Origin of the sequence: Niveispirillum irakense DSM 11586, from assembly GCF_000429645.1 — a bacterium.
GTDB classification, from domain to species: domain Bacteria; phylum Pseudomonadota; class Alphaproteobacteria; order Azospirillales; family Azospirillaceae; genus Niveispirillum; species Niveispirillum irakense.
In genome coordinates this window covers 116,331-133,687 of the sequence record NZ_AUCG01000020.1, presented here as the reverse complement: position 1 = coordinate 133,687, position 17,357 = coordinate 116,331, and the positions used below count along the sequence as shown (strand labels likewise).

Here is a 17,357-nt window from a genome sequence, read left to right as displayed (position 1 = left end):
GGACCGATATGATTCATAGGAGACGGAATGGCGGAATGGCTCTGCCAGGTGGAAAGGGGTTGCGGTTTTCATGCACGCGATGGTTCGCATCTGCCTGTTTTTACTGGCCTTGCTGTTGATCAGCTCCCCTGCCAGCGCCTTCCGCCTGACGCCCATTGAGATGGTCTTCGATCCGGCGGGGCGCGGGGCGACACAGATATTCCGCATCGAAAATGACGTGCAGAACCCGATCGCGGTGGAGATTCGGATTATCGGCCGGTCCCAGGACGGGGAGGGAGAGGATGTGGAAATTCCTTCCACCGATGAATGGATCATCTTTCCCGAACAGATCATCCTGGAACCGGGACAGAACCAGTCGGTGCGGGTGCAATGGGTCGGAGATGCCAATCCGACGCGCGAGTTGGCATACCGGCTGATTGCCGAGCAGTTGCCGATCGATATCGGGCAGACACCGCAAACCGGCGGGCAGGTGCGCCTGCTGGTACAGTACAAGGCATCGCTTTATGTAAAGCCGGCAAGCGCCAGCCCAGCCGTCACGATCGCCAGTGCAGCGCCCCACCGGTTGAGCGACGGCACGGTGCTGGAACTGATGGTCCGCAATGACGGCACCGCCCACCAGATCCTGACAGGCCCCACCCTGACCGTCGAAGGGGGCGGTGGCAAGGCCACCATTGCCGCCGAGGCCCTCGGCGGGCTGGCCGGTGAAAATATCCTGCCCGGCGTGACCCGCCGCTTCCTGTTGCCCTGGCCCAAGGATGTGCCGGTCGGACCGGTCACGGCCCAGCTACGCCTGACGAATTGACACGCCGCACCACCCCTTCCCCCCTGCCCTTTCTTCTGGCGCTGCTATCGGTGCCGGTGGCGGCTTTCGCACAGGCCCCGGAGCAGAAGCCCACACCCGCCGCAGGCACAGACGCCCTGTACGAGAAGGTGTTTGGGAAGCGCCGTCCTGCGGCGGCCAGCCAGAAGGCGGATTTGCCGGTACTGTTCGACGGAACGGAACTGGGGCAGGTGCCGGGCATGGTCAGCCTGGACCCCGCCCAAACCCGCTTCGATGTTCCGGCCCTGGTTACCTTGCTGCGTCCGCTGGTGCAAGCGGGGGCGCTGGACCGGCTGGCTGCCCAGGCCGATGCCGATGGCACCGCCCTGCCCACCCGGCTGGATGCCCGTGGCATCCAGGTCAGCTATGAGGGTGGGCAGCAGATTCTCCGCGTCCACGTACCGGCCAATGCCCGGCGGGTGCGCGATCTGGCGGTCATGGACCGCGGCGCCGCGGCGCGGGCCTACACCATCATCCCGCAGGCCGATTTCAGCGCGCAGATGAATATGCGCGGGGCGGTGGACTACCTTTCAGCGCCGGTTGCTTTCGGGGGCAAGGGCTGGGGGCCGGTGTCCCTGGCCCTGGAGCCCGCGATGAACTGGAAGGGCTGGGTGCTGGAGGGCGAGGCTTATTACCAGGAGGATGCAGACCGCCCCTTCGCACGCGGGCCGGTACGGCTGGTGCGCGACCTGCCGGAGAAAGGCGTGCGGGTGCAGATGGGCGATCTCAGCATACCGGTCGCAGGTAACCAAGTCGGCCGGGCCGTCGCCGGCCTGTCGGTCGCCAAGAATTTCTCCATCCGGCCCTATGATCTGGTTCAGCCAGCCGGGAACCGGGAATTTGTGCTGGAAAACCCGTCGGTGGTGGAAGTGCTGGTCAATGGCCGCGCCACCCGCGTTTTCCGGCTGGCCGCCGGCCCCTATAATCTCAACAGCTTCCCTGGCGCTGCCGGCACCAATGATGTGCGGATCAGGATCACCGATGCGTTCGGCCGGGAACAGGTGATCGACTTTCCCTTCTTCTTCGACAGCCAGCTTCTGGGCGCCGGCATCCAGGAATATGGCTACACGCTGGGCGTCCCCTCCAGCGTGGAAAAGGACCTTTATCGCTATGATGAAGAAGATCCGGTCTTCTCCGGCTATCACCGGGTCGGCATCAGCGACCAGTTGACCCTGGGGATGGGAACCCAGATCAACCGGCGGGAAACCAGTGTGACGGCGGAGGCGCTGTTCACGACCCCGCTGGGCACATTCGGGATCGAGCCATCTGCCTATCTGCGCCGCAAGCCACCGCAGACCGTTACCGCCCCCGGCGCGGAGGCCGAGCCCGACCGGTTACAGGGCATTGCCGGCACGCTGCGCTACCGGTCCTATGGCAATGGGGAAGATGTGTGGGATGGCCGGTCCCTGACGGCACAGGTCAGTTGGTATGATGAGGATTTCCGCAGTTTCGGCGCGCTGTTTCCTGCCGATACACGCCTGGATGCCGCCCTGCGGCTGACACAGCCACTGCTGGACACTCTCTCCGCCTCGCTCGGGGGCCGGTATCTGGAGACCCGCAGCACAGAAATCAGGGATAGTTACGGTATCGATCTGTCTCTGCGGCAGCGTGTCTGGACCACAGGCAGTCTGGATGTGACCTTCAGTCATGGTCGCAATACCGATGGCAGCCGCGATACCGGCCTTTATCTGTCACTGCGCTTCCTGTTCGACGATGGCCGCCAGATGGGCGGGGTTAATATCGACACGATCAGCCGGCAGCAGAGCCTGGACTGGCGCTACCAGTCGCTGAACCCGGTCAATGCCTTGAATGCCGGCCTGTCTTTGACGAATGAAAGTGGCCGCAATGGCGACCGGCTGGAAGGCGATATCGGCTATGTCCATCAACGGTTCGAGGTTCAGGCCCGCCATGATCTGATCCGCCGCGCGCTGAATGAGGATCGCGGGACGGAGAACCGGACCCAACTGGCCTTCGCCACCTCCCTGGTGCATGCGGATGGTCATACAGGGGTCAGCCGGCCCGTCACCAACAGTTTCGCCATCATCACCCCCCATCCCCGGCTGAAAGGGCGGGATGTCGGGGTTGATCCCGTTGATGGGCGTTATCTCTCCCAGACCGATGCGCTGGGGCCGCCGGTCGTGCCCAACATCTCCGCCTATCTGGTGCGGCCCTTGCTGCTGGATGTGCCGGACGCACCGGCCAATTACGATCTGGGCAATGACCGGCCAGCGGTACAGCCCAGCTATCGCGCCGGGATCATCGTGCCCATCGGGACCGATGCCGTCGCCTCCCTCACCGGCCAGCTTCAGGATGCGGCGGGGGAACCGGCCGGCCTGCAATCGGGCGTGCTGCGCCCGGTGGATGCCGGGCCGGATGCGGTGGAAATCGCCTTCTTCACCAACCGGCGCGGCACCTTCCGGGTGGAAGGGGTGCGGCCGGGCAAATGGTCCCTGCAGGTCCATGGGCTGGCCATGGTGCCGTACCCGGTCACGGTGGACCGGGATGCGGAAGGCGATGTCAGGCTGGGGACGATCCGGCTGCCGGGACCGGGGGCGTCGCCGCCTTAACAAGGGCCTCCAGGTCCGGCCGGCGCTGATGCCAGTCCGTGACCTGCTGATAGCGGGCCGCTACCCCCACCGCGACCGCCTCCCGCCACGGCAGGGCCAGCACCTGCAAGGATAGCGGCAGCCCGCCCCGCGTGGCACCGCAGGGCAGGGCCACGGCGGGCAGATCCAGCCAGTTGGCGGCCCGTACGAAGCGCGAAAAGGGTAAACGCCCCTCATCCAGATCCGCCAGTGCCGGGGCCGCCAGGGCCAGGGTCGGGGTCAACAGGCTAACCACATCCTCCAGCCAGGCATGGAAGCGCTGCTGATCCTGGCGGCGGTTCTGGAGCAGCCGGGATAATTCCGCATCCGTAACATTCTGTCCCTGGCGCAGGCGTGCAGCCACACCGCTATCCATTTCGCCTTCGTAATGATCAAGCCGTTCCCGCCAGAGGCGCCAGGCCTCACCCGCCATCAGCAAACCCGACGGCTCAATACAGGCCGGCAGCGGCAATATGGGCCTCACCTCCACCAGCCGTGCACCCTGGCGTTCCAGCACGGCGCAGGCTGACAGATAGGCATCGCCCACCGCGTCGCTGACCCCATCCATGGCGTGATCGCCCAAAACCGCCAGACGCATGCCTTTGACCGGCCGGGCCAGGGCGGCCCCGGCATCATAGGGGCCGGGCTTGGGCCCTTTGGGTGCCAGACCCGTCGCCGGATCGGCGGGATCATGCCCCGCCATGACCTGAAGCATATGGGCCGCCACCTGGATATCCCGCGCCATCGGCCCAACCGTATCCAGGCTGGGACTCAACGGCAGGCAACCGCGCCGGCTGACCCGGCCAATGGTGGGGCGAATACCAGTGACATTGTTCAAAGCCGCCGGGATGCGAATGGAGCCGCCAGTATCCGTGCCCAAGGCCGCATCGACCAGTCCCGTTGCCACGGCAACAGCAGACCCTGAACTGGACCCGCCGGGCACCCGCACCGTGTCGGCATCCCAGGGGTTGCGCGGGGTGGCCGTGGCCCGGTTCACCCCCCAGGTACCAAAGGCCAGTTCCACCGTGTGGGTCTTGCCCAGTGCCAGCATGCCCGCGCCGGCAAGGGCGGTAACGGCAGCGGCATCGGCGGGGGCCTCCCCCACATGCGGACGGGCGGAACCGCCACCCGTCGGCAGCCCCCGCAGGTCCAGCAGATCCTTCACCCCCAGCGTCAACCCGCCCAGAACCGGATGGAAAGGCCCTTGCGCCCGCGCCTGCTCCCAGGCCAGCTGGCGCAACCATTCCGGCTCCAGCAGTGCGAAGGCCTGTAGATGCGGCTCCAGCCCGGCGATACGGGCAAGCTGCCGTTCGGCGATGGCGGAGAAATCGGGGCGGGACATGGCATTTTCCAAAGAGCATCACGGCGATTGCGGCGGCATGATAGCCGCGTAACCTGCCACGTCCAGCCCCCTGCCAGCAGGGCCCCAAAGGCACAGGCAGTCTCATTCGTCATAGTCGTACCGCCAGATGGATATACGACCCAAGTTCTGTAGCAATTGAAACGATACAAGGTGAAGATGCATCACCCTTTCTGTTGAGCCTTCCTTGGTCCCCGCCCGTCTTTGACAGGCGGGGCTTTCTTTATCTGGGCTTCCGGTCATGCCCCCGCCCTGGCGGTTGTCCGGTGGAACTGGCATGGTGGCATCAAGACCATTCCTTTCCCGCCCTTTTTGTCCGGCCCCATGCCTAGTCCCTTCGCACACATCTTCCGCTTGTTGTGGCTTCTGGCCCTCCTCTGTCTGGTCCCGTTTCACGCGGCGTGGGCGGGGGACAAATCCTGCGATGTGGAGATTGCCCAGGCCGACCGGCTGGAACCGGGGGACGATTACGACCCGTTCGGCGGGTCAAGCCTTGGTTATAACCGGGTGGAACTGCGTTTCCGCGGCAATGGCCCGCCCTGCACCGTGGTGGTGGGGATCGACGATGGGCAATATGGCAACCGCATGATGCAGCATGCCGGGGAACGGCTGGCCTATGAGCTTTACAAGGATGGCAGCCGGTCCCAGCCCATCGGCAATATCAATGGCCCGGAAAGCGGGCTGTTCAAGCTGACGCTGGACGAGCGGAACGACCGCGCGGAGATACAGGTCTATATCCATGTCCCGCCCGGCCAGGTGGTCCGCAAGGGGCCCTACCAGGACAGGGTGGTCCTCAACGCCTATGAATTACGCAATGGCACGCCGGTCGGCCCCATCGCCACCCGGCTGGTCCAGGTCCGCACCCGGGTGCGGGAGGTGGTGGATGCCGCCGTCACCGTTAATGGTGCCACCCGGCCCTTGTCGGGCACGTCCGGTGTGCTGGATATGGGGGAGTTATCGCGCACCGGGGGTGGTCGATTCGATCTGACCGTCAATGGCAATAGCGACTATACGCTGTCACTTTCATCCGAAAATGCCGGGCGGCTGGTGGCACCGGCCAATGGCGGCAGCATTGATTATCAGGTGGCGGTCCAGGGCCGTACTCTTTCACTCAGCCGGGGCACCAGCATCGACCTGGGCGGCAATGGCCGGTACCAGATCGACGTGATTGTGGGCGATGTCAGCCGGGCCCTGGCCGGCACCTACCGGGACAACTTGATTCTCACCATTTCCGCACGCTAATTTACCTAGATCAATGAATTGGTAAGGGTCAGCCCTTATCATTCGACCCGTCACGGCGCGGGGTTGTGAACAGCCGTGGAAGCCCAAAACGGGCAAAAAGGGTCGAGGTGCGATATGGGATATCGGGCGCAAGGCCGTACCGGCGGTCAATCCGGTGCCAGGGCTGCGGTTGCAAGCCGGATGCCCCTGATGTTGGGCGCCGGGTCAGCGCTTTTGATTGCGGCGGCCCTGCTGCTGGCTCCTACCGGGGGGCGGGCACAATCCCAGCAAGCCACCATCACCCTGCGCGGCTCTGTCGCGACCGAATGCTCAATCGCCATTTCCAGCGCGTCGGCCATCGTCAACCTGACGGCGGGGCAACAATCCGTGCCCGTCGCGACGGTGCAGGAACGGTGCAACGCCGCCAACGGCTATATCGTCTCCGTCTCCTCCCAGAATGGCGGCCGGCTGACCAGCGATGGTGGCAGCGGGGTTGGCTATTCCCTGCATTATGGCGACACCAACTCCGCCCAGAATGGCAGCATCAACACAAACCGCACGGTCAGCGGCGCTGCACGCAGCACGGTTTTGTCGGTCAGTGTACCGGCATCCCCCACCCTGCCGGCTGGGGAGTACCAGGATACGGTGGTCATTTCCATCACCGCCAAATAAGGGGGCCGGGCCTTACCTGTAAGCAGTGGATCGGGCGTGCTTTACAAGACGCGCATTTATCATACATATATGCAGCCTTGACCTCGCAAGCATTGTGATCGGCCTCCCGTGATCCACGATCAACCCTTCATCGCCGGCGACTGGGGCACCAGCAACCTGCGGCTCTTCCTCTGCCAGGGCGACACGGTCCTGGACCGCGCCACCGGCCCCGGTGTTGCAGCCTGCGCCGGAAAGCTGGAAACAGTGCTTTTCGACGCCATCGCCCCCTGGACGGATCGCCACGGCATCCTGCCCGTGATCCTGTGCGGCATGGTCGGTTCCTCCATCGGCTGGGCGGAAGCCCCCTATCTGGAATGCCCGGCCGACACGGCCGATCTCGCCGCCTCGCTGCTGCGCCTGAAGGCGCGCGGCCATATCGTGGGCATCGTCCCCGGCCTGACATGCACCAGCCCGCTGGGCGGGCCCGATGTGATGCGGGGTGAGGAAACCCAGATCCTGGGCGCCCTGGCCGCCCGGCCGGAACTGGCGGAAGGCCGGCATTTGCTGTGCCTGCCCGGTACGCACAGCAAATGGGTGCTGCTGGAAGAGGGGCGGGTCACCCGTTTCATGACCGCCATGGCGGGAGAGCTTTTTGCCGTCCTGCGCCAGCATTCCGTACTGGGGCGCGGAACGGAAGGGCATGCACCGGTACAAGGCCCCGCCTTCAGCCAAGGGCTGGCCCGTGCCCTGTCCGCGCCCGCCTCCCTGCCGCATCTGCTGTTTGAAACCCGCAGCCGCCAGCTCCGCGCCGGTATGGACGCAGCCGATGCGCCCTCCTTCCTGTCTGGCATGGTAATCGGCGGCGATGTCGCCGGTGCCCTGGCCGCGATGGGCGACAAGGTAGCGGCGGATGTGCCGGTGACGCTGGTGGCAGCCCCTGCCCTGGCCGCCCTTTATGCCGAAGCCCTGACAATGCTGGGCCGGCCCTCCCACAGCCTGGACGGCGATGGCCAGTCCCTGGCCGGCCTGCGGTCCATTATCGCGCACGCCGCCCCTTTATTCGCCGGAGATGACAGATCATGACCAAGCCGTTCGACACCTACCTGACGGCGATGCCGCTGGTGGCCATCCTGCGGGGGGTGAAGCCCGACGAGGTACTTCCAATCGGGCAGGCCCTGTTTGATGCCGGCTTCCGCGCCATCGAGGTGCCGCTCAACTCCCCCGACCCGCTAGACAGTATCGGCCGGCTGGCCGCCCATTTTGGCGGTGAATGCCTGATCGGCGCCGGTACGGTACTGAAAGCCGGCGATGTGGATCGCGTAGCCTCCGTCGGGGGGCGCCTGGTGGTGACCCCCAATGTGGAAGAGACAGTGATCACCCGTGCGGTGGAACTGGACATGCTGCCCTTCACCGGTTTCGCCACCGCGACGGAGGCTTTCAAAGCCATCGGTGCCGGCGCACGGCACCTGAAGCTGTTCCCGGCCGGCACCTATGGCGCCCATCACCTGAAGGCCCTGTCAGCCGTCATCCCGCCGGACGTGAAGCTCTATGCCGTCGGCGGTGTGGGCCCGGCGGAAATGTCCACCTGGCGGGCGGCGGGCGCCGCCGGTTTCGGCATTGGCGGGGAACTGTACAAGCCCGGCTTCAATGCGGCACAAGTGGCTGAGCGCGCCACCGCCCTGGTGGAAGCCTGGAACGCCAGCAGCAAGAAGGCCTGACGCCCATGACCCACGCCCACCTGATCGCCACCCTTCCCGTCGCCAATATCCTGGGCGAGGGCGTGCAGTGGAACCCGCGCGACGGGGCTTTCTGGTGGACGGATATCCAGTCCCGCCGGCTGTACCGCCACCATCTGGCCAGCGGGGAGACCCGGGTTTTCGAGACGCCGGAACGGCTCTGCGCCTTCGCCTTCATCGACGGGCGGGACGGGATGATGGCGGCGTTTGAGACGGGCTTTGCCCTGTATGACCCCGAAACCGGTGCGCTGGACTGGCGACACCGGCCGGAGTCGGGCGATACGGGCCGCCGTTTCAATGATGGGCGCACCGACCGGCAGGGCCGGTTCTGGGTCGGCACCCTGGTGGAGGACGCGGCCAAGGCCGGCGGGGGCAGCACAGCCGCCCTCTATCGGCTGGACCGGGATGGCAGCCTGGAACGGATGGTGGAGGATGTCGCCATCTCCAACGGCCTGTGCTGGAGCCCGGATTCCAGCCTGCTCTATTTTGCCGACAGCCCGACCCAGAAAATCCGTGTCTTCGATTTCAATGCCGCCGCCGGCACCCTGGCCAACCCCAGGCTTTTCGCGGAAATGGCGCCCGGCAATTACCCCGATGGCGCCATCATTGATGCTGAGGGCCATATGTGGACGGCGCAATGGGGCGGCAGCCGGGTGCTGCGCTACCGCCCCGATGGCACGCTGGCCTATGAATTGACGCTGCCGGTGGAACAGCCGACCTGCGTCGCCTTCGGCGGGCCGGACATGGATATTCTGTGCGTCACCTCAGCCCGCGACGGGCTTTCCGAGGCCGCGCTGGAGACACAAAAAGAAGCCGGGCACACCTTCCTGTTCAAGATGGATGTGCAAGGCTTGGCCGAGATACCCTATCAGATGTACTAAACGTCATCCGGTGCCGGACTGTATCCGGCCAATATCGGCGGGTTATCCATGCGCAATAGTCTCGGCAGGAATTTTACCTTCGGCATCCTCCAGCAACTGGGGCAGGAGATTGTCACTGGTGCCTATGGCCGGAGCAATCCTTTCCCCACGGAAGCCGAACTGTGCAAGCGCTTAGGCGCCAGCCGGTCCGTATTGCGCGAAGCCGTCAAAATGTTGACCGCCAAGGGGCTGCTGCGCGCCCGCCCCCGCCAGGGCACCTGGGTGGAGCCGGAAGAGAACTGGAACCTGCTGGACCCGGACGTTCTGCGCTGGCTGATGGAGCGGAAATTCTCCGCCCAGTTGCTGCTGGAATTCACCCAGATCCGGCTGGCGATGGAACCGATGGCAGCGGCCCTGGCCGCCCGCCATGCCGATGTCGCCGCCAAAGCCAAAATCCGGCAGGCGATGGAGCGGATGAAGGCCGCCGACAAGGGGGAGGATGATCCGCTCACCTCCGATATCGCCTTCCATGTTGCCATCCTGGAAGCCAGCGGCAACCGCTTCTATGCCCAGCTTCGCGATATTATCGAGGCGGCGCTGCGCACCTCCATCCAGTTGACCAACCGGCGCAAGGGCGTGCGGCTGGCATCCGTTGCCGATCACCAGAAGGTGGCAGACGCCATCTTTGGCGGTGATATCGAAGGCGCGCGCCAGAGCATGCATGCACTGATGATGGAAGCCATGACCCTGATCGAAGCCGCGGCCAATGGCACGGCGGCGGAAGATGCGGTCTGATCTCTGCCCTGGGATTGAGCAGGATCAAGGCAATGGTGGGGAAGGGTAAGTATTCTCCGGGCTGACGGATTTGGTGCCTGTACCGGCACCACCATTGCCAAGGAGGGATGCTCCCATGGACCCGAAAGATATCGTCATCTTCCTGGAACCGACGGCGCAGAGCGACCGGCGGCTGGATTATGCGTTGCTGCTGGCCAAGCAATGGCAGGCCCATCTGATCGCCACCTTCGTCGTGCCGCCGCTCGGGATCGACCCGCATGCCGGCTTCGCCATCGGCACCGGCATTACGCATATGCTGGAGCAATATCATCAGCGCACCGAAGAGGCGGTGGCCAGAGCCCGCCAGCATTTCGAGGCACTGACCCACCATCGCAGCTTCACCGCGGAATGGCGGGTTTCAGACGAGTTTGAGGGGGAGGCGCTGATGCTCCACGCCCGACATGCCGCGCTGGCCATTGTCGGGCGGCCCGTGCGACCGGACCTGGGCACCGTCAGCCGGTTGAATCTGGCCACACACCTGATCTTTGCGTCCGGCCGCCCCACCCTGTGCCTGCCGGACCATTGGCCGGCGGAGCGTCAGCCCCGCCGGATTGTGATGGGCTGGAACGGCAGCCGCGAAGCAACCCGCGCCCTGAGCGCCGCCATGCCCCTGTTGCGCACGGCAGATGCCGTTCATCTGGTTGTGGTGCCTGATGTGTTGCTGCGCGGCCTGCTGGGGCCCAATCCCGGCGCCGACATCACCGCGCATCTGGCCCGGCATGGCGTGAAAGTCTCGCTGGACCAGTGCCAGGGCGAAGATGCGGGTGAGGTCCTGCTGCATCGCTGCCGCGCCGTGGATGCCGATCTGCTGGTCATGGGCGCGGTCGGCCGGTCGCGGATCAGCGAATTTATCTTCGGCGGCGCCACCCATCATATCCTGGCAAAGGCGGAACTGCCGATCCTGCTGTCGCAATAGCCCGGCCGGGCGGTTTTCACCTGTCGAACCGCACCGTCTCCTCCCGGTCTTCACCGGTGAAGGTGACGGTGCGGATAAAGGCGGGGTCACCGCCCCGCATGTCAAAATTCACCTGATTAAGCTGGGTGCGGAAAACATCACGCAGGATGTCGTTGCGCACGCCGAAACCGGCGGGCGCCACCGGCAGCGCCGCCTCCTGATAGATATGGACGTAATCGGCCTCCAGTTCGGCCCCGATCAGGGTCAAGGGCACGGGCTGGCCTTCCAGATCGGACAGGGCGAAACGCGGCTCGACATAAAGGGCCAGCCGCGCCCGGTCCTTCGTCTGCGACAGGTCGGGCGTCGCAACGCCCGCCTTCTGGTTCAGCGCCAGTTCCGCATCATGGGCGTGCAGGCGATGCTCCACCTCCAGGCTGCCGGTACGGGCATTCCAGCGCACCAGCGTCAGGGCTGCCTTGGCACGGTGGGCCCAGGCCAGCGGGGCAACCAGGGTCACCGCACCGGTAAAGGCCGCACCGGCCAGGATATGCCGGCGCGTGATCATCGCCCGCCCGCCGGGGCCAGGGGCACCGCCGGGGATGGGGTGGCCGGCACATCGCCCTTGTCGCCCTCCTCCGCCTTCTCGCCTTTCAGCTCCACCAGCATATCCGCCATCAGATCCTTCTGGTCCCGGCTCTCCTTATAGAGTTCCAGGCGCGAAGCGCTGATCCGGCGGGGGAAGGAATTGTTCGATGGATCGGCATCGGCAATTTCCTGGCGCGGGTCCAGATCAACGGCGACAATCTGCTTTGGCCGGATCAGCATCTTGCTGACCTGCTTGGCATCAAAGCGCCAGATCTCCGCCGGGATCATCACAAGCTCGGTGCCGCCATCAGCGAAGGTAAGTTGCAGGGGCAGCGGCATGACCAGCCCGCCCTTATTGACGAAATCCAGGAAATAGACCCAGTCGCCATCTTTTTCCGCCCGTTCCAGGGCAGCCCGCTCCCACGGCTCCAGCTTTTCGATCATCTCCTTATATTTGTTGCGATCCTTGTTCGTGACCGCGAATTTGTCATTCTCATTGTAGAAATCGCGCAGCGTGGGATCACGCTCAACCGCCGTTTTCAACCCCTGTTCCCGGTTATGGATCTGGGCCAGCGGTTCGCGCTGGTCGCGCAGGGCCTGTTCACGCGCGAATTTCTGTTCGGTTTCCGGGTTACCGGTGCCGACGCGATATTCCCGCACCCCGGCAAGGTCAATATCGACATGGTCGGTCGTGTAGAACCAGCCGCGCCAGAACCAGTCCAGATCCACACCGGACGCATCTTCCATGGTGCGGAAGAAATCAGCCGGCGTCGGGCGCTTGAACTTCCAGCGCCGGGCATATTCACGGAAGGCATGATCGAACAGGTCGCGACCCATCACCGTTTCCCGCAGGATGGTCAGCGCGGTGGCCGGCTTGGTATAGGCATTGGGGCCGAACTGCACGATGCTGTCCGACTGAGTCATGATCGGCACCTGTCCATCACCAACCATATAGGCGGTGATGGCAGAGGGCAGGTTGGGATTACGGGTATGGCCGCCAAACCCTTCCTCCCATTCCAGATGCGCGACGTTCTGCAGGAAGGTGTTCAGCCCCTCATCCATCCAGCTCCACTGACGTTCATCGGAATTGACCACCATTGGAAAGTAAATGTGCCCGATCTCATGGATGATGACCCCGATCAGGCCGTACTTGGCCTGAGCGGAGTAGGTACGCCGTCCCGTCTTCTTGTCGATATTGGGCCGGTATCCGTTGAAGGTGATCATCGGATATTCCATACCCCCGCTTTCCCATGTATTCACCGACTGTGCGGTCGGGTACGGATAGGGGAAGGAGAATTTGGAATAGGTCTCCATCGTGTGGATGACAGACCGGGTTGAATATTTCGACCAGAGCGGCTCGGCCTCATTGGGGTAGAAAGACATGGCCAGGACTTCCGGCTGTTCCCGGTCATTCTGGCGGAACCCCATCGCATCCCAGATGAACTTGGCGGAACTGGCAAAGGCAAAGTCGCGCACATTCCTGGCGCGGAAGCGCCAGGTGCGCGTGCCCTGCGCCGCCTGCTTTTCATTCGCCAGCGCCTCTTCCGGGGTGACGATGAAGACGGGCGTCTTGGCTGTGCGCGCCTTGGCCAGCCGGTCGCGCTGCACGGAAGTCAGCACATCACCGGGATTTTGCAGTTCCCCGCTGGCCGAGACGATGTGGTTGGCCGGCACGGTGATGGCGACATCGTAATCGCCAAATTCGAGCGTGAATTCCCCCCGCCCCAGAAAGGCCTTGTGCTGCCAGCCCGCATAATCGGTATAGGCCGCCATCCGGGGGAAGAACTGGGCGATGAAGAACAGATCGGTGTTCGTTTCCTCAAAATGCTCATAACCGGACCGGCCACCAACCCGGTTCTGATTGATGATGTTATGGGCCCAGGAAATCTTGAAACCGGTGCTGGCGCCACTGGCCAGCGGCTGCGGCAGGTCGATGCGCATCATCGTATCGACCACGGTATAAGGCAGCGGGTTGCCCCGCTCATCCGTCACCTGCTGGATTTCCATTCCATAGGGGATGTCTTTCATCACCTGCGCGCGGGCCAGATTGCTGTAGGAAAGCTGGTCCTTGGACGTGGTGCGGGTCAGTTCCGCGATGGAATCCTGGCGATAAATATTCTGGTCAAGCTGGAGCCAGAGATAGCGCAGCGTATCGGGGGAATTGTTGGTGTAGCGCACGCTCTGGTCGGCGGTCAGCCGCTTGGCCGTGGCATCCAGCGTCAGATTGATCCGGTAATCGGCCTGCTGCTGCCAATATTGGTGGCCCGGCGCACCCGATGCGGTGCGATAGCTGTTGGGTGTGGGCAGGTCCACGTCCAACTGGCGGAACTTATCCTGCCAATCCCCCTTGGTCTGTTGAATGGCATCGGCCAGGGCCAACCCCGGCACCAGCATCAGACAGGCGGCCAGCAGCGCGCCTATCCCCCGTCGCGTGAACCCCGTCATATTTATTCTCTTCTTCCCCATGCCACCTCCCTGTCCGACAGAAGGCAGCGAAGTCTTTGATAATGCGAGGGATTGCCAAATGGTCAATCAAAAATGACAGCTATTGCGGCTTTTGATTCCTCATGATTGTAAAGGATGGCACCAATGCCCTGTAGGAATCGCGTGGCGGCATCCTGTCCAGGTCGGGGCTGTTTTTCTTACCAAACCGGCTTTTCCCTCCTATCATCCCGCCACTCATGAAATTCCGGGGGACGGTATGCGGGACGGGTTTGCCATTGAAGGCGACTGGCGCAACGATGTCATCGTGGTCCATCTGGCGATGGACGGGCTGGGATCGCGCGACTTCGCCTCGCTGCTGCAGATTTTGGATGATGCGGAACAGGAACATGCCGCCCGTTTCCATTTCGACGCGGACCGCCATTCCTATATCGCCGCGCACGGGCTGCTGCGGCTGCTGATCGGGGCCTGGACAGGGCGCCCAGCCGCCCAGCTTGCCTTCAATGCCGGTCCTTATGGCAAGCCGGGTCTGGTGCGGGGTGGGGCCGCGTTCAACCTGTCCCATACGCGGGGCATGGTGGCCGTTGCCATTTCCCCCCAGGGCGATGTGGGCGTGGATGTGGAACAGTCCGGCGCCAGCCGTGACCCGGAACTGGACATTGCCGACCGCTGGTTCTCCCCGGATGAGGTGGCGCAGATCGCCGCCGAGGTGGAAGACGCGGATAAGCGTGAACGTTTCATGCGGATCTGGAACCTGAAGGAAGCCGTGATCAAGGCGACCGGTCGCGGCCTGTCGCAGGAACTGACCGGCTTCACCGTCACGCCGCCCGCCCCCGGCACGGAAGATGCCGGTCTGGTCTGCCATGAGGCATGGCTGCGCGAATGCGGACAGTGGCGCCTGTCGCAATGGCAGGTCGATGATCACCTGATTGCTGCCGCCAGCCTGAGCGGCCCCGGTCGCCCCATCCGGCTGTTGCAGATGACGGGCGACAAGCTGGCCACCCTGGCCGATGGCGTGCCCGTACTCGCCTGACGGAAAATAGCGGGCAGGCGGCACTCACGCTGCCGCCTGCCCCTCCCCTGCCAACAGGGGCCAGAGGTCGCGGCACCGTTCGGAAAAGATGCGCAGATGGCCGATGGAACGGCCCTGCCCGATGGTCAGCCGTTCCACACGCGCCGCGGGATAGAACTGGGCCAGATCATGGGCCACAGGCGGCGGGATCATCGGGTCGTCCGCAATGGCGACAAGCCGCAGGTCACCGCGCATCCGCTCCGGCTGGGGATGCGGCAGGTGGCGACCCCAGTCGCGGCGATAGAAGCCCGGGGTGATGCACCAGCGGCGCCATTGCCAATAGGCCGGCGCCGGCAAATCCGCTGCCTGTCCCAGCACCCAGCCCGGCAGATACCCCAAGATGCCCGTCATGGCCGGCCCGGCCAGGAACCAGAAGGCCAGGGCCTTTGGCATAAAGCCCGGCGGGTGGCGGGACCAATGGGCAGGACCTGACGCCACAGCCGTCAGACGGGAGAGCCGCGCGGCGGCCGGATGAAATGGGGCACCAAGCCCCCCCAGGGAATGGCCGACCGCTTCCAGCGGCAGATCAGGGAACAGGCGGGAGATGAATTCAAGCGCTGCGCCCTGGTCGCGGATCATCCAATCCGCCATGCTGGCCCGCGCCCGCCGCGCCTTGCCCTGGGCGGAATGGCCGCAATCCCGATAATCATAAATCAATACCGCCGCCCGTCGCCATCCGGACAGCCAGCTTGCGAAGCGGGCATAATAATCGCGGGGCACGGCGGTGGCGCCATGCAACACGATGGCAACCTGCACCTCCCCTTCAGCCGGTACAAACAGCCGGCCGGCCAATGTCACCCCATCCTCGCAGGTCACCGGTACCGGCCTGTCCAGCACCGGCACGGCAGGCGTCAAGGACACCGCCTCCGTCGCGGTCTCTGCCATCGCATTCCTCCCCTGTCTTTGTCTTTTATGCGTTCTTGTTCGGGCAGATTACGAACGATCGTTCGCTAACGCACGCAAAATTGCAAACGGGGCCCGACTGACCGAAAAGATAGCTGCAAAGACCGGGCGATCGCGCCATTCTGCGAGCGCAATCTAAGCGGGTATCACTGTGCCAGACAAGAAGCGGAGACAGAACGGGGGCCGTTGGGCATGGCGCCTGGGTCGGCTGGATATCAGGGTCAAATCACCTCAAGCCCAGGCGAACTGTGCCCGATCACAAATCTCCGGCGCCGTAACCCAGATACTTGTCTCCAGCCTCACCGCCGCATCGGTTTTGCAATCCTTCGATCCGGTGCCTTTGGCGCTCTGGGTGCTGGCAATCTGGATCACATCCGCCTATCGCATCGTCTCTGCCCGCTGGCTGTTGCGCCATGCCGGAGACAAGGTCGCTGTCGGCCGCTGGCAGCGGGGCAATCTGTTGAATTTTCTGCTGATCGGCATCATCTGGGCCAGCCTGGCATGGCTGCCCCAGACGGAGATGTCCCTGCTCGTCATAACGGCGGTCCTGCTGGTGCCAACCGGTATCGCCGCCGCTGCCTCCCATAATCTGGGTGCCATGCCGTTGGGCATGTTCGCCATGGTCTATCCCATCGGCATCAATCATGCGCTGACGGCGATGCGCCTGTTTGAAGGGTTTGGCAGTTTCGCCCTGGCTTTCAGCGCGTTGCTCTACATCCCTGTCATGACTATCGGCGCGCTGATGGTGAACCGGTCACTGCTGTCGGAATGGCGGCTGGCGCGCATCAATCGTGGCATCGCCCACCGCAGCAGCAGCCAGGCCGCCGCCCTGGCCGCGACCCAGCGGGAATTACTGGCAGCCAACCGGCGGCTGCAACTGCTGGCCGGGCAGGATGTTCTGACCGAACTGGCCAACCGGCGCACCTTCCAGGCCCGGCTGAAAGAGCAGGAAGCGTTACGGCAACGGCATGGGGGCGGCTCCATCAGCCTGATATTGATCGACCTGGACCATTTCAAACAGATCAATGACCAGTTCGGTCATCCTGTCGGGGATATGGTGCTGGCCGCGTTCGGTCAGCTTTTGAAAGGGCGGCTGCGCGCCGCTGACCTGGCGGCCCGTATCGGTGGGGAGGAATTCGCCCTGCTGTTGCCGGAAACGGACGAGGTGGCAGCCGAACGCCTTGCCAATCTAATCCGTCAGGCCATGGCAGACATGGATATCCAGACAGAGGAGGGGATTGCCCTGACGATTACCGGCAGCTTCGGGATCGCCTGCTGGGGTGCCGATGAAACAGCAAGCCAGCTTATGCAGCGGACCGACCGCGCCCTGTATGTTGCCAAGCAGAGCGGCAGGGATACGATCCGGCAGGCAGATGCCCCGTCCCTTCAATAA

15 protein-coding genes are annotated in these 17,357 nt (G+C 64.0%); 11 read left to right on the top strand and 4 right to left on the bottom strand.

Translation table 11 applies throughout. The features are described from left to right. The first annotated feature begins 70 nt into the window (after positions 1 to 70). Both G473_RS0107785 and G473_RS0107780 read left to right on the top strand, forming a co-directional pair. Positions 71 to 802, top strand: coding sequence for a fimbrial biogenesis chaperone (locus G473_RS0107785; RefSeq protein WP_084437756.1), 732 nt, complete (start codon positions 71 to 73; stop codon positions 800 to 802). Next, positions 799 to 3,387, top strand: coding sequence for a fimbria/pilus outer membrane usher protein (locus tag G473_RS0107780; RefSeq protein WP_051330007.1), 2,589 nt, complete (start codon positions 799 to 801; stop codon positions 3,385 to 3,387). The genes G473_RS0107785 and G473_RS0107780 overlap by 4 nt, the downstream gene beginning before the upstream one ends. Here G473_RS0107780 and G473_RS25710 read toward each other — a convergent pair. After that, the gene (locus tag G473_RS25710) at positions 3,338 to 4,747 is read right to left on the bottom strand and encodes an amidase (RefSeq protein ID WP_051330006.1); all 1,410 of its coding nucleotides are present in this window, start codon (positions 4,745 to 4,747) and stop codon (positions 3,338 to 3,340) included. The genes G473_RS0107780 and G473_RS25710 overlap by 50 nt on opposite strands. Positions 4,748 to 5,119: 372 nt before the next feature. Between G473_RS25710 and G473_RS0107770 the strand changes: the two genes are divergently transcribed. From G473_RS0107770 to G473_RS25700, 7 genes are all read left to right on the top strand, one after another. Further along, a complete protein-coding gene (locus G473_RS0107770) occupies positions 5,120 to 6,007 on the top strand; it encodes a spore coat protein U domain-containing protein (protein ID WP_161630955.1) in 888 nt (295 codons plus the stop codon). A gap of 189 nt (positions 6,008 to 6,196) precedes the next feature. Then, on the top strand, positions 6,197 to 6,658 hold the full coding sequence (locus G473_RS0107765) for a hypothetical protein (protein ID WP_154667310.1): 462 nt from the start codon (positions 6,197 to 6,199) through the stop codon (positions 6,656 to 6,658). 108 nt (positions 6,659 to 6,766) lie between these two features. Then, positions 6,767 to 7,720 (top strand): 2-dehydro-3-deoxygalactonokinase, encoded by a 954-nt coding sequence (locus G473_RS25705; protein WP_210163250.1) that lies wholly within the window; start codon positions 6,767 to 6,769, stop codon positions 7,718 to 7,720. After that, entirely contained in the window at positions 7,717 to 8,355 is a 639-nt protein-coding gene (locus G473_RS0107755; RefSeq protein WP_084437754.1) for a 2-dehydro-3-deoxy-6-phosphogalactonate aldolase, read from the top strand. Before G473_RS25705 ends, G473_RS0107755 begins: the two co-directional genes overlap by 4 nt. A gap of 5 nt (positions 8,356 to 8,360) precedes the next feature. Then, a complete protein-coding gene (locus tag G473_RS0107750) occupies positions 8,361 to 9,254 on the top strand; it encodes an SMP-30/gluconolactonase/LRE family protein (RefSeq protein WP_029012631.1) in 894 nt (297 codons plus the stop codon). A 48-nt stretch (positions 9,255 to 9,302) separates the two neighbouring features. After that, entirely contained in the window at positions 9,303 to 10,028 is a 726-nt protein-coding gene (locus G473_RS0107745; protein ID WP_029012630.1) for a FadR/GntR family transcriptional regulator, read from the top strand. Between the two features lie 115 nt (positions 10,029 to 10,143). Then, positions 10,144 to 10,983, top strand: coding sequence for a universal stress protein (locus G473_RS25700; RefSeq protein WP_051330005.1), 840 nt, complete (start codon positions 10,144 to 10,146; stop codon positions 10,981 to 10,983). Positions 10,984 to 10,999: 16 nt separating this feature from the next. Here the strand turns inward: G473_RS25700 and G473_RS0107735 are convergent, their stop codons facing one another. Further along, positions 11,000 to 11,527 carry a DUF6702 family protein gene (locus G473_RS0107735; protein ID WP_029012629.1) on the bottom strand — a complete coding sequence of 176 codons (528 nt, stop codon included), beginning with the start codon at positions 11,525 to 11,527 and terminating at the stop codon, positions 11,000 to 11,002. Then, entirely contained in the window at positions 11,524 to 13,992 is a 2,469-nt protein-coding gene (locus G473_RS25695; protein ID WP_084437752.1) for a M1 family metallopeptidase, read from the bottom strand. The genes G473_RS0107735 and G473_RS25695 overlap by 4 nt, the downstream gene beginning before the upstream one ends. Positions 13,993 to 14,248: 256 nt before the next feature. Between G473_RS25695 and G473_RS25690 the strand changes: the two genes are divergently transcribed. Beyond that, the gene (locus G473_RS25690) at positions 14,249 to 15,022 is read left to right on the top strand and encodes a 4'-phosphopantetheinyl transferase family protein (RefSeq protein ID WP_051330004.1); all 774 of its coding nucleotides are present in this window, start codon (positions 14,249 to 14,251) and stop codon (positions 15,020 to 15,022) included. 24 nt (positions 15,023 to 15,046) lie between these two features. On the opposite strand, the gene G473_RS25685 is transcribed toward G473_RS25690, so the two are convergent. Continuing rightward, a complete protein-coding gene (locus G473_RS25685) occupies positions 15,047 to 15,946 on the bottom strand; it encodes an alpha/beta hydrolase family protein (RefSeq protein ID WP_051330003.1) in 900 nt (299 codons plus the stop codon). A gap of 334 nt (positions 15,947 to 16,280) precedes the next feature. On the opposite strand from G473_RS25685, the gene G473_RS29090 reads away from it, so the two are divergent. Further along, on the top strand, positions 16,281 to 17,357 hold the full coding sequence (locus tag G473_RS29090; RefSeq protein WP_051330002.1) for a GGDEF domain-containing protein: 1,077 nt from the start codon (positions 16,281 to 16,283) through the stop codon (positions 17,355 to 17,357).

Bases quoted from the DNA above. Each gene is read 5' to 3' on its own strand.
- G473_RS25695 (WP_084437752.1), bottom strand. From the start codon at position 13,992: ATGACGGGGTTCACGCGACGGGGGATAGGCGCGCTGCTGGCCGCCTGT.
- G473_RS25685 (WP_051330003.1), bottom strand. From the start codon at position 15,946: ATGGCAGAGACCGCGACGGAGGCGGTGTCCTTGACGCCTGCCGTGCCG.
- G473_RS0107735 (WP_029012629.1), bottom strand. From the start codon at position 11,527: ATGATCACGCGCCGGCATATCCTGGCCGGTGCGGCCTTTACCGGTGCG.
- G473_RS0107750 (WP_029012631.1), top strand. From the start codon at position 8,361: ATGACCCACGCCCACCTGATCGCCACCCTTCCCGTCGCCAATATCCTG.
- G473_RS0107755 (WP_084437754.1), top strand. From the start codon at position 7,717: ATGACCAAGCCGTTCGACACCTACCTGACGGCGATGCCGCTGGTGGCC.
- G473_RS25690 (WP_051330004.1), top strand. From the start codon at position 14,249: ATGCGGGACGGGTTTGCCATTGAAGGCGACTGGCGCAACGATGTCATC.
- G473_RS25710 (WP_051330006.1), bottom strand. From the start codon at position 4,747: ATGTCCCGCCCCGATTTCTCCGCCATCGCCGAACGGCAGCTTGCCCGT.
- G473_RS0107785 (WP_084437756.1), top strand. From the start codon at position 71: ATGCACGCGATGGTTCGCATCTGCCTGTTTTTACTGGCCTTGCTGTTG.
- G473_RS25700 (WP_051330005.1), top strand. From the start codon at position 10,144: ATGGACCCGAAAGATATCGTCATCTTCCTGGAACCGACGGCGCAGAGC.
- G473_RS0107765 (WP_154667310.1), top strand. From the start codon at position 6,197: ATGTTGGGCGCCGGGTCAGCGCTTTTGATTGCGGCGGCCCTGCTGCTG.
- G473_RS0107745 (WP_029012630.1), top strand. From the start codon at position 9,303: ATGCGCAATAGTCTCGGCAGGAATTTTACCTTCGGCATCCTCCAGCAA.